Annotated in this window: 17 protein-coding genes; 8 read left to right on the top strand and 9 right to left on the bottom strand. The window is 61.6% G+C overall.

What is annotated here, in order from left to right:
- The 9 genes from hisD to APH35_RS20415 all read right to left on the bottom strand — a co-directional run bounded on the left by hisD (position 1) and on the right by APH35_RS20415 (position 6,874).
- A complete protein-coding gene (gene hisD / locus APH35_RS20455) occupies positions 1–1,326 on the bottom strand; it encodes a histidinol dehydrogenase (protein ID WP_012270669.1) in 1,326 nt (441 codons plus the stop codon).
- 126 nt (positions 1,327–1,452) lie between these two features.
- Positions 1,453–2,088 carry an ATP phosphoribosyltransferase gene (gene hisG, locus APH35_RS20450; RefSeq protein ID WP_012270668.1) on the bottom strand — a complete coding sequence of 212 codons (636 nt, stop codon included), beginning with the start codon at positions 2,086–2,088 and terminating at the stop codon, positions 1,453–1,455.
- A 92-nt stretch (positions 2,089–2,180) separates the two neighbouring features.
- Positions 2,181–3,446, bottom strand: a complete 1,266-nt coding sequence (gene murA / locus APH35_RS20445; RefSeq protein WP_012270667.1) for a UDP-N-acetylglucosamine 1-carboxyvinyltransferase — start codon at positions 3,444–3,446, stop codon at positions 2,181–2,183.
- 23 nt (positions 3,447–3,469) lie between these two features.
- Positions 3,470–3,709, bottom strand: a complete 240-nt coding sequence (locus APH35_RS20440) for a BolA family protein (protein ID WP_003255121.1) — start codon at positions 3,707–3,709, stop codon at positions 3,470–3,472.
- 117 nt (positions 3,710–3,826) lie between these two features.
- The gene (locus APH35_RS20435; RefSeq protein WP_012270666.1) at positions 3,827–4,129 is read right to left on the bottom strand and encodes an STAS domain-containing protein; all 303 of its coding nucleotides are present in this window, start codon (positions 4,127–4,129) and stop codon (positions 3,827–3,829) included.
- Positions 4,126–4,773, bottom strand: a complete 648-nt coding sequence (locus APH35_RS20430; RefSeq protein ID WP_012270665.1) for an MlaC/ttg2D family ABC transporter substrate-binding protein — start codon at positions 4,771–4,773, stop codon at positions 4,126–4,128. The genes APH35_RS20435 and APH35_RS20430 overlap by 4 nt, the downstream gene beginning before the upstream one ends.
- Before the next feature lie 9 nt (positions 4,774–4,782).
- Entirely contained in the window at positions 4,783–5,268 is a 486-nt protein-coding gene (gene mlaD, locus APH35_RS20425) for an outer membrane lipid asymmetry maintenance protein MlaD (RefSeq protein WP_012270664.1), read from the bottom strand.
- Positions 5,268–6,065, bottom strand: a complete 798-nt coding sequence (gene mlaE / locus APH35_RS20420) for a lipid asymmetry maintenance ABC transporter permease subunit MlaE (RefSeq protein ID WP_012270663.1) — start codon at positions 6,063–6,065, stop codon at positions 5,268–5,270. Before mlaE ends, mlaD begins: the two co-directional genes overlap by 1 nt.
- Positions 6,065–6,874 (bottom strand): ATP-binding cassette domain-containing protein, encoded by an 810-nt coding sequence (locus APH35_RS20415; RefSeq protein ID WP_012270662.1) that lies wholly within the window; start codon positions 6,872–6,874, stop codon positions 6,065–6,067. Before APH35_RS20415 ends, mlaE begins: the two co-directional genes overlap by 1 nt.
- Positions 6,875–7,122: 248 nt before the next feature.
- Between APH35_RS20415 and APH35_RS20410 the strand changes: the two genes are divergently transcribed.
- The 8 genes from APH35_RS20410 to ptsN all read left to right on the top strand — a co-directional run bounded on the left by APH35_RS20410 (position 7,123) and on the right by ptsN (position 12,986).
- A complete protein-coding gene (locus APH35_RS20410; protein ID WP_012270661.1) occupies positions 7,123–8,097 on the top strand; it encodes a KpsF/GutQ family sugar-phosphate isomerase in 975 nt (324 codons plus the stop codon).
- A gap of 12 nt (positions 8,098–8,109) precedes the next feature.
- Positions 8,110–8,634 carry a KdsC family phosphatase gene (locus APH35_RS20405; RefSeq protein ID WP_012270660.1) on the top strand — a complete coding sequence of 175 codons (525 nt, stop codon included), beginning with the start codon at positions 8,110–8,112 and terminating at the stop codon, positions 8,632–8,634.
- Between the two features lie 8 nt (positions 8,635–8,642).
- Positions 8,643–9,215, top strand: coding sequence for an LPS export ABC transporter periplasmic protein LptC (lptC, locus tag APH35_RS20400; RefSeq protein ID WP_012270659.1), 573 nt, complete (start codon positions 8,643–8,645; stop codon positions 9,213–9,215).
- Positions 9,202–9,726, top strand: coding sequence for a lipopolysaccharide transport periplasmic protein LptA (gene lptA, locus APH35_RS20395; RefSeq protein ID WP_012270658.1), 525 nt, complete (start codon positions 9,202–9,204; stop codon positions 9,724–9,726). The genes lptC and lptA overlap by 14 nt, the downstream gene beginning before the upstream one ends.
- Positions 9,727–10,452 carry an LPS export ABC transporter ATP-binding protein gene (lptB, locus tag APH35_RS20390; RefSeq protein ID WP_012270657.1) on the top strand — a complete coding sequence of 242 codons (726 nt, stop codon included), beginning with the start codon at positions 9,727–9,729 and terminating at the stop codon, positions 10,450–10,452.
- Between the two features lie 175 nt (positions 10,453–10,627).
- Positions 10,628–12,121 (top strand): RNA polymerase factor sigma-54, encoded by a 1,494-nt coding sequence (locus APH35_RS20385; RefSeq protein WP_041166385.1) that lies wholly within the window; start codon positions 10,628–10,630, stop codon positions 12,119–12,121.
- Positions 12,122–12,200: 79 nt separating this feature from the next.
- Positions 12,201–12,509, top strand: a complete 309-nt coding sequence (gene hpf, locus APH35_RS20380) for a ribosome hibernation-promoting factor, HPF/YfiA family (RefSeq protein WP_003255135.1) — start codon at positions 12,201–12,203, stop codon at positions 12,507–12,509.
- A gap of 12 nt (positions 12,510–12,521) precedes the next feature.
- Positions 12,522–12,986 (top strand): PTS IIA-like nitrogen regulatory protein PtsN, encoded by a 465-nt coding sequence (ptsN, locus tag APH35_RS20375; RefSeq protein ID WP_060493438.1) that lies wholly within the window; start codon positions 12,522–12,524, stop codon positions 12,984–12,986.
- Positions 12,987–12,988: the final 2 nt, after the last annotated feature.

Here is a 12,988-nt window from a genome sequence, read left to right as displayed (position 1 = left end):
TCAGTTCCCCTTGTCTTGGGTCAGGATACGGTATTCGGCGCTACGGGCGTGGGCGGTCAGCGACTCGCCACGGGCCAGGACCGAGGCGGTGTGGCCCAATTCGGATGCACCCTGCTCGGAGCAGAAGATGATCGACGAACGCTTCTGGAAGTCATACACCCCCAGCGGCGACGAGAAGCGCGCGGTGCCGGAGGTGGGCAGCACGTGGTTGGGGCCGGCGCAGTAGTCGCCCAGCGCTTCGCTGGTGTGGCGGCCCATGAAGATCGCGCCAGCGTGGCGAATGTGCGGCAGCCAGGCCTGCGGGTCGGCCACCGACAACTCCAGGTGCTCCGGGGCGATGCGGTTGGCCACATCCATGGCCTGCTGCATGTCACGCACCTGGATCAGCGCGCCACGGCCATTGATCGACTTCTCGATGATCTCGGCACGCTCCATGGTCGGCATCAGCTTGTCGATGCTGGCGGCAACGCGGTCGAGGAAGGCGGCATCCGGGCTAACCAGAATGGCCTGGGCGTCTTCGTCGTGTTCGGCCTGGGAGAACAGGTCCATGGCGATCCAGTCCGGGTCGGTCTGGCCGTCGCAGACCACGAGGATTTCTGACGGGCCGGCGATCATGTCGATGCCTACCTGGCCGAACACGTGGCGCTTGGCGGTGGCAACGTAGATGTTGCCAGGGCCGACGATCTTGTCGACCTGCGGCACGCTTTCGGTACCGTAGGCCAGCGCAGCGACAGCCTGAGCCCCCCCGACGGTGAACACACGGTCGACACCGGCGATGCACGCGGCGGCCAGCACCAGTTCGTTGACCTCACCACGCGGGGTCGGCACTACCATCACCACTTCGGCCACGCCGGCAACCTTGGCCGGGATGGCGTTCATCAGCACCGACGATGGGTACGACGCCTTGCCGCCTGGCACGTACAGGCCCGCACGGTCCAGTGGGGTGACTTTCTGGCCGAGCACGGTGCCGTCGGCTTCGGTGTACTGCCAGGAGTCCTGCTTCTGCCGTTCGTGGTACATGCGCACACGGTTGGCGGCCTTTTCCAGGGCTTCGCGCTGGATAGGGGTAATGCGGGTCAGCGCCAGTTCCAGGCGTTCGCGGTTGAGGATCAGGTCTTCAATCGACTTCGCATCGACACCATCGAAACGCTGGGTGAATTCCACCAGCGCGGCATCGCCACGCTCACGCACGGCCTTGATGATGTCGAGCACGCGCTGGTTGACCGCGTCATCAGACACACTTTCCCAGCTCAGCAGATGATCCAGATGTCGGGCGAAATCCGGATCAGCAGCGTTGAGACGGGCAATTGCAGTGGACACGGTCATGGCGAGGGCCTCGATTATTAGCGAATGCTCAGGCGCCCTAGGCTACCAGTCCATCCGCGCGGGCACCTGAGAAAAATGGCTATGACGCGGATAGACGGGCGCGACAGCGAAGGCCGCGCTCAGGAATCAGCCGCGGTGTCGCGATTCGACCGCTTGGCGCAGCGTGTCGATCAAGTTCTGGATGCGGGCGTGCTGCATCTTCATGGAGGCTTTGTTGACCACCAGGCGCGAGCTGATCGTGGCGATCAGTTCCTGGGGCTCCAGGCCGTTGGCACGCAGGGTGTTGCCGGTGTCGACCACGTCGATGATCTTGTCGGCAAGGTTGATCAGCGGTGCCAGCTCCATCGAGCCATACAGCTTGATGATGTCGACCTGGCGGCCTTGTTCGGCGTAGTAGCGCTTGGCTACGTTGACGAACTTGGTGGCCACACGCAGGCGGCCCTTGGGCTCGGGTGCGCCGACCACGCCAGCGGTCATCAGCTTGCACTGGGCAATCTGCAGGTCCAGGGGCTCGTACAGGCCCTGGCCGCCGTACTCCATCAGCACGTCCTTGCCGGCCACACCCAGGTCGGCAGCACCATGCTCGACATAGGTCGGCACATCGGTGGCACGCACGATCAGCAGGCGCACGTCGTCCTGCGTGGTGGGGATGATCAGTTTGCGGCTCTTGTCCGGGTTCTCGGTCGGCACGATACCGGCCTCGGCCAGCAACGGCAGGGTATCGTCGAGAATACGGCCTTTGGAAAGCGCGATGGTCAACATTGGAACGTCGGTCCTTAAGCGGCTGCTGCCGGCCAGGTCATCGACCTGGCCGCATTCAATTCGAAAGGTGCGTCCTTGCACCAGCGGGCTGTTTAGCCCGGTACGCGGCGGATTTTTGCGCCGAGCATCTGCAGTTTCTCTTCGATACACTCGTAACCACGGTCGATGTGGTAGATGCGATCGATCAACGTATCGCCTTCGGCAACCAGCGCCGACAATACCAGGCTGGCGGAAGCTCGCAGGTCGGTGGCCATGACCGGCGCGCCTTTCAGCGCCTTGACGCCGGTGACGATGGCAGTGTTGCCTTCGACCTGGATCTGCGCGCCCATGCGGTGCATTTCGTAAACGTGCATGAAGCGGTTTTCGAAGATGGTCTCGATCACCGCGCCAGTGCCTTCGGCAATGGCGTTCAGCGAGATGAACTGCGCCTGCATGTCGGTCGGGAACGCCGGGTACGGGGCCGTACGCAGGTTGACGGCTTTGGGCCGCTTGCCGTGCATGTCCAGCTCGATCCAGTCTTCGCCAGTGTTGATGTCAGCGCCGGCTTCCTTGAGTTTTTCCAGTACGGCTTCAAGGATGGTCGGGTCGGTGTCCTTGACCTTGACGCGGCCACCGGTCACGGCGGCGGCGACCAGGTAGGTACCGGTTTCGATACGGTCCGGCATCACACGGTAGTTGGCCGAGTGCAGGCGCTCGACGCCATCGATGGTGATGGTATCGGTGCCAGCGCCCTGGACGTTGCCGCCCATGGCGTTGATGAAGTTGGCCAGGTCAACCACTTCAGGCTCGCGCGCGGCGTTCTGCAGCACGCTGCGGCCCTTGGCCAGGGCTGCGGCCATCATGATGTTCTCGGTACCGGTCACGCTCACGGTGTCGAAGAAGAAGTGCGCGCCACGCAGGCCACCTTCAGGTGCCTTGGCCTTGATGTAGCCGCCTTCTACTTCGATCTTCGCACCCATGGCCTCAAGGCCGCGGATGTGCAGGTCGACCGGGCGCGAACCAATGGCGCAGCCGCCAGGCAAGGCCACTTCGGCTTCGCCGAATCGGGCAACCATCGGGCCCAGCACCAGGATCGAGGCGCGCATGGTCTTGACCAGTTCGTAAGGCGCAACCAGGGTCTTGATGGTACGTGGGTCGATCTCCACCGACAGCTTTTCGTCGATCACAGGCTCGATGCCCATGCGCCCGAACAGCTCGATCATGGTGGTGATGTCGTGCAGGTGTGGCAGGTTGCCCACGGTGACCGGGCCATCGGCCAGCAGGGTCGCCGCCAGAATCGGCAGGGCTGCGTTTTTCGCGCCCGAAATGCGGATCTCGCCGTCAAGACGAGCGCCGCCAGTAATAATCAGTTTGTCCATTGGAATCTCGCCGCCAAGTTGGCTCAGGTGCGCTCAGCCCAGGCTGCGCTGCTGAAAAATTTCATGGTTACCGCATGGATGCTGCCATTGGCGATCCACGGATTCAGGTGAGCATAGATCGCCTGCTGGCGTTTGACCGGGCTCAGGCCAGCCAACTCGTCGCTGATCACGTTCAACTGGAAGTTGCAGCCTTCGCCTTCAACTTCGACCCGGGAACCCGGCAATTTCTCTTCAAGGAAGCTTTTAACTTCTACGGCCTGCATGCTCAACCTCAATCGGCGCCCGATGCGCACGGGTCGGCCATCATACAAAAAAGCCCCTCGCCTGCGAAGCCCAACGAAGGCTTCGCTGACCGAGGGGCCATCATCCGCGCCGGGCCATCAGGTTGCCAGCACTTCATCAAGGTCATAGACCCCGGCAATTTCCCGCATGTCGTCGGGCATGCCACGTACCTCGCACGCCTTGCCGGTGGCCTGCGCGTCGCGAATGTACGCAAGCAATAGCGACAAGCCGACACTCGACGACTTCTCGACAGCCGAGCAATCAAGCACCAGACGTGGCTCGCGAGAACCGTCGATCAGCGCCTTGCCCTGCTTGCGCAAGGCCGGGCCGCTGCGGTAGTCCAGCACACCCGCCAGGCGCAGTACGCCCGGCTCGGCCATGCTCACACCGGCCTCACTCATTGGACGGTCTTCTCTGGCGAGTTGTCGGCCGCCTGCTTGGCCTTGGCCACTTCGCCGGCCCAGCCATCGATGGTCTTGTCCAGGTCGTTGCCGTTGCGCTGCATGGCATCGGCGAACTGATCGCGGAACAGTTTGCCAATATTGATGCCATTGACGATCACGTTACGCACCTTCCACTCACCGCCGATGTTTTCCAGGGTGTACTGCACCGGGTACACGGCACCGTTGTTGCCGGTCACCTTCATGCCGACACTGGCGCGCTTGCCGTCATCGGCCTTGGCCGGATCGACAACGATACCCTGGTTGTTGTATTCGAGCAGGGCATTGCCATAGAACTGCATCAGGCTGCGCTTGAAGTTTTCCTGGAAGCGCTGCATCTGCTCCGGGGTAGCCTTGCGCGAGTACTTGACGGTCATGATGCTGCGGGAAATACCGTCTGCGTCCACCACCGGTCCAAGAATGCGGTTCAGCGATTCATAGAAGGCGTTGGGGTTGGACTTGTACTGCTCCTTGTTGGCCTTGAGGTCGCCGAGCAGTTCATTGGTGGTGCCCTGGACCACATCGTGCGGTGTCTGCGCAGCCATGGTCAGCAAGGGGAAGGCCGCCAGCAGGACCAGCAAGCCACGTCGCAGGATCGAAATCATGGAAACTCCTTAATTAGCCGGTTGCGCTTCTTTCGGTTCCTTGCCAACAGAGTTGAGCAGGAACTTGCCAATCAGATCTTCCAGCACCAGTGCCGACTGGGTGTCATGGATGGTCGCGCCCTCCTTGAGCACCTGGTCTTCACCGCCCACGCTGATGCCGATGTACTTCTCGCCAAGCAGACCTGCGGTCAGGATCGAGGCAGTGGAGTCGGTCGGCAGGTTGTCCACCGACTTGTCCAGTTGCAGCGTCACCCGACCGGTGTAGGAATCACGGTCCAGATCGATGGCGGTGACCTTGCCGATGGTCACACCGGCCATTGTCACTTTAGCTCTGACCGTCAAACCGGCGATATTGTCGAAGTAGGCATAAACTTTATAGGTATCGCTGCTCGGGCTGGCCGACAGCCCGCTGACTCGCAGGGCCAGCAGCAGCAGCGCCAGGATCCCGGCCAGGAGGAACAGGCCGACACCGATTTCCAGGGTGCGGTTTTGCATCAGAAATCTCCAAACATCAAGGCGGTCAGAATAAAGTCCAGACCCAGCACTGCCAACGAGGCATAGACCACGGTCTTGGTGGTGGCACGGCTGATCCCTTCTGAGGTGGGCTCACAGTCGTACCCCTGGAAAACGGCGATCCAGGTTGTGACGAAAGCGAACACCAGGCTCTTGACCAGCCCGTTGAGCACGTCGTCAGTGAATGAAACACTGTTCTGCATGTTGGCCCAGAACGAGCCCTCGTAGACGCCCAGCCAGTCCACCGCCACCCACGAGCCACCCCAGATACCGACCACGCTGAAGATCAGCGCCAGCAGCGGCAGCGAGATGAAACCGGCCCACAAACGTGGCGCAACGATGTACTTGAGCGGGTCGACGCCAATCATTTCCAGGCTCGACAATTGCTCGGTGGACTTCATGTTGCCGATTTCGGCGGTCAACGCGGAACCGGCACGGCCCGCGAACAGCAGCGCCGTCACCACCGGGCCAAGCTCACGCAGCAGGGTCAGGGCAACCATTTGCCCTACCGCCTGTTCCGAGCCGTATTTGGTCAGGATGCTGTAACCCTGCAGCGCCAGCACCATGCCGATGAATACCCCGGACACGACAACGATCGCCAGCGACAGCACACCCACCGAGTACAGCTGCTTGGTCAGCAGTTGGAAGCCGCCGCCAATGCCGCCGCGACCGACCAGCGCATGGAACAGGAACAGGCACGAACGCCCGAGCACGGCCAGCACGTCGATTGCCGAACGGCCCAGCAGACGGACACGTTCGAGTAAGGATTTTCTGCGCATCAACGCGCCCCCAGCAGGTCGGCGCGGTAGTCAGGCGCGGGAAAGTGGAAGGGTACCGGGCCGTCCGGGTCGCCTTTCATGAATTGGCGAATCCGTGGGTTGTCCGAGCCCATCAGCTCATCAGGCGTGCCCTGGCCCAGCACCTGACCATCACCTACCACGTAGATGTAATCGGCAATGCTGGCGGTTTCTGCCAGGTCATGGGAAACCACGATGCTGGTGATGCCCAGGGCGTCGTTGAGCAGGCGGATCAGGCGCACAAGTACCCCCATGGCGATCGGGTCCTGGCCGACGAACGGTTCGTCGTACATGAGGATCTGCGGGTCCAGGGCAATCGCTCGAGCCAGCGCCACTCGGCGCTTCATGCCACCGGACAGCTCGTCGGGCATCAGGTCGATGGCGCCGCGCAGGCCCACGGCCTGCAGCTTCATCAACACGATGTCACGGATCATTTCATCCGACAGCTGGGTATGCACGCGCAGCGGGAACGCGACGTTCTCGAACACGTCGAGGTCGGTGAACAGCGCGCCGCTCTGGAACAGCACACCCATCTGCTTGCGGGCGTCGAACAGGTCGCTGCGCGACAGCGTCGGCAGGTTCTGGCCGGCCACCCATACCTCACCGCTGGAAGGGCGCAGCTGCGCGCCCATCAGGCGGAGCAACGTGGTCTTGCCGCAACCCGATGGTCCCATGATGCCGGTGACCTTGCCGCGCGGGATGCGGATGTCGACGTTGCTGAAAATGCTGCGCGAACCGCGTTTGAAGGTAACCCCCTTCAACTCGACCGCGTAGGCGCTATCCACACTCATCTAGACTCCTTGCTAGTGCAGCCTCGTCCTAATGGACGCCGGCCTCCATCAGGAAGGCACACGCACCCCTGGCAGGCCGAATAGCGGCGAACTATAGCACCGCTGACAGCGCCGCCCCAAGGCCAGGCAAGCAGTCGTTCAGCCCCGAGACAGGCTTTGATGACATTCGCTACAGCAATCGAAGGGGTGAGGGTTTTCTTCATTGCGCGTATAATCGCGGCCTTTTCATCAGGCACTGCTTTTTCGACATGAGCCAATCCAGCGAGCTGATCCAATCCGCCCAACGCACCCTGCGCCTGGAACTCGAGGCCGTAGAGGCCCTGCTGGCGCGCATCGACGACAATTTCGTCAAGGCCTGCGAACTCATCCTGGCCAGCAAGGGCCGGGTTGTCGTGGTCGGCATGGGCAAGTCCGGGCACATCGGCAACAAGATCGCCGCAACCCTCGCCAGCACCGGCACCCCGGCGTTTTTCGTACATCCGGCCGAAGCCAGCCATGGCGACATGGGCATGATCACCCGCGATGATGTCATCCTTGCCCTGTCGAATTCCGGCAGCACTGCCGAAATCGTCACCCTGCTGCCGCTGATCAAACGCCTGGGCATCAAACTTATCAGCCTGACCGGCAACCCGGACTCGCCGCTGGCCCAGGCCGCCGAGGTCAACCTCGACGCCCGTGTCGAGCAAGAAGCCTGCCCGCTCAACCTGGCGCCCACCTCCTCCACCACGGCATCGCTGGTACTGGGTGACGCGCTGGCCATCGCCCTGCTCGAGGCCCGCGGTTTCACCGCCGAGGACTTCGCCTTCTCGCACCCAGGCGGTGCGCTGGGCCGCCGCCTGCTGCTGAAGGTCGAGAACGTCATGCACAGCGGCGATGAGCTGCCTCAGGTACCTCGCGGCACCCTGCTCAAGGATGCGCTGCTTGAAATGTCCCGCAAAGGTTTGGGCATGACCGTGATCGTCGAGCCCGATGGCAAGCTGGCCGGGATCTTCACCGACGGCGACCTGCGCCGCAGCCTGGACCGCAACATCGATGTGCACACCACCCTGATCGACCAGGTCATGACCGTTCATGGCAAGACCGCGCGGGCCGAAATGCTCGCCGCCGAAGCCCTGAAGATCATGGAAGACCACAAGATCGGCGCCCTGGTGGTGGTGGACCGCGAGGACCGCCCGACCGGCGCCCTGAACATGCACGACCTGCTGCGCGCCGGCGTAATGTAAAGGAGCGATGGAATGAACCAGGACCTCATGCAACGCGGCAAGAGCATCAAGCTCGCGGTATTCGACGTGGACGGCGTGCTCACCGACGGGCGCCTGTACTTCCTCGAGGACGGCAGCGAATTCAAGACCTTCAACACGCTCGATGGCCAGGGCATCAAGATGCTCATGGCCTCGGGGGTGACCACCGCCATCATCAGCGGGCGCAAGACCCCGGTGGTCGAGCGTCGCGCCAAGAACCTCGGTATCCCGCACCTGTATCAGGGGCGCGAGGATAAATTGGTGGTGCTTGACGGCCTGCTCGCCGAACTGGGCCTAAGCTATGATCAAGTGGCCTACCTGGGGGATGACCTGCCCGACCTGCCGGTGATTCGCCGGGTGGCACTGGGCATGGCTGTAGCCAACGCCGCACCGTTCGTACGCCAGCACGCTCATGGCGTGACCCAGGCACGCGGTGGCGAAGGCGCGGCCCGTGAATTCTGCGAACTGATCATGCAGGCCCAGGGCACCCTGGACGCTGCCAACGCCAACTACCTGTAAGGCTGCCCATGTTCAGCAAGAAAGCCCGAAACATTGTGCTGCTCGGGGCGATCGCCGCCCTGCTGGTAGCCATTGGCTACTGGAATGTCAGCCCGGAAAGCTTCCTCGACAAGCCGGTGGCCCAAGTCGACGAAAGCGCCATCGACTATTACGCGATCAACGCCCACAGCGTGCAGTTCCTGCCCGACGGCAAGCTGCAGTACGAAATGACCGCCGACAAGGTCGAGCACCTCAAGGCCAGCGAAATTACCCTGCTGACCACGCCGGACCTGCACATGTACCGCGGCACCGAATACCCGTGGCACGTGCAAAGCACCCGCGCCGAGGTCAACCCGGACGGTACCGAGGTCGAGCTGATCGACAAGGTACGGGTTGCCCGCACCGACGAAAAGCAGCGTGAAACCATCATTACCAGCTCACGCATGACCGTGTTCCCGCAGAAGCAATATGCGCAGACCGAGCAAGCCGTTAGAATCGACGGCGCCGGTGGCACAACTACGGGCAAAGGAATGAAAGCGTATTTGAAAGAAGGCAAGATGGACTTGCTCTCTAACGTAAGAGGACAGTATGAGGCTCGTTAAAACCCTCCCCCTTTTGCTCAGCCTGAGCGCAGCACTGGGAAGCGCGAGCGCCCTCGCCCTGCCGAATGACCGTGACCAGCCTATCCGCATCCAGGCCGATAACGCCCACCTGGATGACAAGCAAGGCGTGGCCACTTACACCGGCGACGTGATCATCACCCAGGGTTCGATGATGATCAAAGGCAACACCGTGACCATCACCCGTTCCGCCTCCGGCGATATCGACGTGGTGACCTCGGTGGGCAACCTGGCCTACTTCGAGCAGCAGCAGAGCGCCGCCAAGCCGGACAAGATGAAGGGCTGGGGCGTGACCATCCAGTACCAGTCGCAGAAGGACCTGGTGATCCTCACCGACCGCGCCAAGGTCGAGAACGAAGGCAACACCACCGAAGGCGAGAAGATCGTCTACAACACCCAGACCCAGGTGGCGACCGCCGGTCGCGGTGGCAACGTGACTACACCGCGTCAGCGTATCGACATGGTGATCCAGCCCAAGAAGAAGGCCGAGTAAATGGCAACCCTCAAAGCCCAGCACCTGGCCAAGAGCTACAAGGGCCGGCAGGTGGTACGTGATGTCAGCCTGTCGATCGACAGCGGCCAGATCGTCGGCCTGCTCGGCCCTAACGGCGCCGGCAAGACCACCTGCTTCTACATGATCGTCGGGCTGGTCCAGGCCGAACAGGGCCGGGTACTGATCGACAACCTCGATGTCAGCCATCAGCCCATGCATGGCCGTGCGCGCGCCGGTATCGGCTACCTGCCGCAGGAAGCTTCGATCTTCCGCAAGCTGTCGGTGGCCGACAACATCATGGCCATCCTCGAAACCCGCAAGGACCTGGACCGCGAAGGCCGCCGCAAGGAGCTGGAAAGCCTGCTGCAGGAGTTCCACATCAGCCACATCCGCGACAACCTCGGCATGAGCCTGTCCGGCGGTGAACGCCGCCGCGTCGAAATTGCCCGCGCCCTGGCGACCGCACCCAAGTTCATCCTGCTGGACGAACCGTTCGCAGGTGTCGACCCGATCTCGGTCGGCGACATCAAGCAGATCATCCACCACCTCAAGGCCAAAGGTATCGGTGTACTGATCACCGACCACAACGTGCGTGAGACCCTGGATATCTGCGAAACCGCCTACATCGTCAACGATGGCCGGTTGATTGCCGAAGGCGACGCCGAAACCATCCTTGCCAACGATCTGGTCAAAGAGGTTTACCTGGGCCACGAGTTCCGCCTCTGACCCGAGGCGCGCCTGGAGTACCGGCAAATAGCCCCAAAACTACGGGTAAAGTTGTTACGGTACTCTAGGCAAACGCTACAATTTAAGGCATAAAACTTGCTTGATCTGGCGCCTCGGCGCCCTCGTGTAGTGGATGGCGCATGCGCGCCGGCGAACAAGGTATTAAGCCCCAGCCATGAAACCATCGCTCGTCCTAAAAATGGGCCAGCAACTGACGATGACACCGCAGTTGCAACAGGCCATCCGTCTGCTCCAGCTTTCCACCCTGGACCTCCAACAGGAAATCCAGGAAGCGCTGGAGTCGAACCCGATGCTCGAACGTCAGGAAGACGGCGACGACTTCGACAACAGCGACCCGATGGCGGACAACGCCGAAAACAAGCCGGCCGCCGAAGCCCAGGACAATAGCTTCCAGGAAAGCACTGTCAGTGCCGACAGCCTGGAAGACGGTGAGTGGAGCGAGCGCATCCCCAACGAGCTTCCGGTCGATACCGCCTGGGAAGACATCTACCAGACCAGCGCCAGCAGCCTGCCGAGCAACGATGACGACGAGTGGGACTTCACCACCCGCACATCGGCCGGCGAGAGCCTGCAAAGCCACCTGCTGTGGCAGCTGAACCTGGCGCCGATGTCCGATACCGACCGCCTGATCGCCGTAACCCTGATCGACAGCATCAACGGCCAGGGGTATCTGGAAGACACCCTCGAGGAAATCTGCGCAGGTTTCGACCCTGAGCTGGATATCGAGCTGGACGAAGTCGAAGCGGTACTGCACCGCATCCAGCAGTTCGAGCCAGCTGGCGTGGGCGCACGTAACCTGGGCGAATGCCTGCTGCTGCAACTGCGCCAACTGCCCGCCAGCACCCCGTGGATGACCGAAGCCAAGCGCCTGGTCACCGATTTCATCGACCTGCTCGGCAGCCGCGACTACAGCCAGTTGATGCGGCGCATGAAAATCAAGGAAGACGAGCTGCGCCAGGTCATCGAGCTGGTGCAAAGCCTCAACCCGCGCCCCGGTTCGCAGATCGAATCCAGCGAGCCCGAGTACGTAGTGCCTGACGTCATCGTGCGCAAGGACAGCGAGCGCTGGCTGGTGGAGCTGAACCAGGAAGCCATCCCACGCCTGCGCGTCAACCCACAGTACGCGGGCTTCGTACGCCGTGCCGACACCAGCGCCGACAACACCTTCATGCGCAACCAGCTGCAAGAAGCGCGCTGGTTCATCAAGAGCCTGCAAAGCCGCAATGAAACACTGATGAAGGTTGCCACGCAGATCGTCGAGCACCAGCGCGGCTTCCTTGACCACGGCGATGAAGCAATGAAGCCGTTGGTGTTGCACGACATCGCCGAAGCGGTGGGCATGCACGAGTCGACCATTTCGCGGGTTACCACGCAAAAGTACATGCACACACCGCGTGGCATCTACGAACTGAAATACTTTTTCTCCAGCCACGTCAGCACCTCCGAAGGCGGAGAATGCTCGTCCACGGCGATCCGCGCGATCATCAAAAAACTGGTTGCAGCGGAAAATCAGAAAAAGCCATTGAGTGACAGCAAGATCGCTGGTTTACTGGAGGCACAAGGCATCCAGGTAGCCCGTCGCACCGTCGCCAAGTACCGCGAGTCCCTCGGCATCGCACCGTCGAGCGAGCGCAAGCGACTGATGTAGCCCCTGAGATGTGCCACAGCGTTTGTGGGGCAGGTGCAAGACCTGCTTCTTTATGCACGGGCAACAAAGGAGAAGCTGTATGCAAGTCAATATCAGTGGACAGCATGTAGAAGTCACCCAGCCACTTCGCGATTATGTGCTTGAAAAGCTAGCTCGCGTGGAAAGTCACTTCGACAAGATCACCAACGTGCAGGTCATCATGAAAGTCGAGAAGCTGCAGCAGAAGGTCGAAGCGACCCTGCAGATTCCCGGCGGCGAAGTGGTAGCCAACGCCGAACACGAAGATATGTATGCAGCGATCGACGCCTTGGCCGACAAGCTCGACCGCCAACTGAAAAAACACAAGGAAAAACAGCAAAGCCTGCTGCAAGGTGCAGCTGCCCGCTGATCCCCCCCATCCATGATCCGACTTGAAACCATCCTGACCCCCGGCCGCTCCCTTGTGAACGTGCCGGGCGGCAGCAAGAAGCGCGCCCTGGAAAAGGTCGCCACCGTCATCGCCGATCAAGTGCCAGAACTGGAGATGCAGGACGTCTTCGAAAAACTGGTCGCCCGGGAAAAACTCGGTTCTACCGGTTTCGGCAATGGCATCGCCATTCCGCACTGCCGGCTTGAAGGATGTTCCGCTCCTGTCAGCGCCCTGCTGCACCTTGAAGCACCTATCGATTACGACGCCATCGATGGCGCGCCGGTGGACCTGATGTTCGTCCTCCTGGTGCCCGAAGCCGCTACCGATGCGCATCTGGAACTGCTGCGTCAGATCGCCAGCATGCTCGATCGCAAGGAGGTCCGTGATCGCCTGCGTGCGGCCACCAGCAGTGAGGCCCTGTTCCAGGTTGTCCTGGACGTACAGAACGAGCACTGAAC

Source organism: Pseudomonas sp. NBRC 111132 (assembly GCF_001320565.1).
Lineage (GTDB): Bacteria > Pseudomonadota > Gammaproteobacteria > Pseudomonadales > Pseudomonadaceae > Aquipseudomonas > Aquipseudomonas putida_P.
This window is presented reverse-complemented; position numbering and strand designations above follow the sequence as displayed.

Excerpts from the sequence above, each read along its gene's own strand:
- mlaD (WP_012270664.1), bottom strand. The coding sequence starts at position 5,268 with ATGCAAAACCGCACCCTGGAAATCGGTGTCGGCCTGTTCCTCCTGGCC.
- APH35_RS20410 (WP_012270661.1), top strand. The coding sequence starts at position 7,123 with ATGAGCCAATCCAGCGAGCTGATCCAATCCGCCCAACGCACCCTGCGC.
- APH35_RS20440 (WP_003255121.1), bottom strand. The coding sequence starts at position 3,709 with ATGCAGGCCGTAGAAGTTAAAAGCTTCCTTGAAGAGAAATTGCCGGGT.
- ptsN (WP_060493438.1), top strand. The coding sequence starts at position 12,522 with ATGATCCGACTTGAAACCATCCTGACCCCCGGCCGCTCCCTTGTGAAC.
- APH35_RS20385 (WP_041166385.1), top strand. The coding sequence starts at position 10,628 with ATGAAACCATCGCTCGTCCTAAAAATGGGCCAGCAACTGACGATGACA.
- lptA (WP_012270658.1), top strand. The coding sequence starts at position 9,202 with ATGAGGCTCGTTAAAACCCTCCCCCTTTTGCTCAGCCTGAGCGCAGCA.
- lptC (WP_012270659.1), top strand. The coding sequence starts at position 8,643 with ATGTTCAGCAAGAAAGCCCGAAACATTGTGCTGCTCGGGGCGATCGCC.
- hisD (WP_012270669.1), bottom strand. The coding sequence starts at position 1,326 with ATGACCGTGTCCACTGCAATTGCCCGTCTCAACGCTGCTGATCCGGAT.
- hpf (WP_003255135.1), top strand. The coding sequence starts at position 12,201 with ATGCAAGTCAATATCAGTGGACAGCATGTAGAAGTCACCCAGCCACTT.
- APH35_RS20430 (WP_012270665.1), bottom strand. The coding sequence starts at position 4,773 with ATGATTTCGATCCTGCGACGTGGCTTGCTGGTCCTGCTGGCGGCCTTC.
- lptB (WP_012270657.1), top strand. The coding sequence starts at position 9,727 with ATGGCAACCCTCAAAGCCCAGCACCTGGCCAAGAGCTACAAGGGCCGG.
- APH35_RS20415 (WP_012270662.1), bottom strand. The coding sequence starts at position 6,874 with ATGAGTGTGGATAGCGCCTACGCGGTCGAGTTGAAGGGGGTTACCTTC.
- mlaE (WP_012270663.1), bottom strand. The coding sequence starts at position 6,065 with ATGCGCAGAAAATCCTTACTCGAACGTGTCCGTCTGCTGGGCCGTTCG.
- hisG (WP_012270668.1), bottom strand. The coding sequence starts at position 2,088 with ATGTTGACCATCGCGCTTTCCAAAGGCCGTATTCTCGACGATACCCTG.
- APH35_RS20435 (WP_012270666.1), bottom strand. The coding sequence starts at position 4,129 with ATGAGTGAGGCCGGTGTGAGCATGGCCGAGCCGGGCGTACTGCGCCTG.
- APH35_RS20405 (WP_012270660.1), top strand. The coding sequence starts at position 8,110 with ATGAACCAGGACCTCATGCAACGCGGCAAGAGCATCAAGCTCGCGGTA.
- murA (WP_012270667.1), bottom strand. The coding sequence starts at position 3,446 with ATGGACAAACTGATTATTACTGGCGGCGCTCGTCTTGACGGCGAGATC.